Genomic DNA, 558 nt, shown 5'->3' on the forward strand with positions numbered 1-558 from the left:
CGATGGCCGTACGCGTCCCCGGCCACCCCGTCGCGCTCGCGCTGCTGTCGGCGTTCGGTGGCGGTGTCGCGGCCCCGTCGGCCAACCGCTTCGGCTCGGTCAGCCCCACCACGGCCGGCCACGTCCGGGCGGAGCTCGGTGAGGCCGTCGACTTCGTGCTGGACGGCGGTCCCTGCGAGGTCGGCGTCGAATCGACCATCGTCGATGTGACGGGTGATGTGCCGAGCGTACTTCGGCCTGGCGGGGTGACCCGTGAAGATCTCCAGGCGGTGCTGGGGCGCCCGCTCGCGGTTCACTCGGCGAGCCGGGTCCGGGTACCCGGCCGGCATCCGTCGCACTATGCGCCGCGTGCCCGGGTCGTCCTGGCCGAGCCGGAGAGGGTCATCGCCGAAGCGGAGCGCGCGCAGGACCTCGGGCACCAGGTGGGCGTTCTCGTGCCGCAGCCCTTCGCCGGTGCCGCGGTGAAGGCGCACGCCGTGGTGATGGTCCCCGGCTCGATGGCCGCTTACGCGCGCCGGCTGTACGGGTTCCTGCGCGAGTTCGACGGGCAGGGGTGTG

General features: G+C 73.7%; 1 protein-coding gene. It reads left to right on the forward strand.

Annotated features, from left to right (window positions below; all coding sequences use genetic code 11):
• Window positions 1-558 (forward strand): L-threonylcarbamoyladenylate synthase (locus ACH34R_RS44195; protein WP_397567635.1); only part of this gene is annotated, 558 nt, incomplete at both ends.

The organism is Spongiactinospora sp. 9N601 (genome assembly GCF_044326295.1).
GTDB lineage: Bacteria > Actinomycetota > Actinomycetes > Streptosporangiales > Streptosporangiaceae > Spongiactinospora > Spongiactinospora gelatinilytica.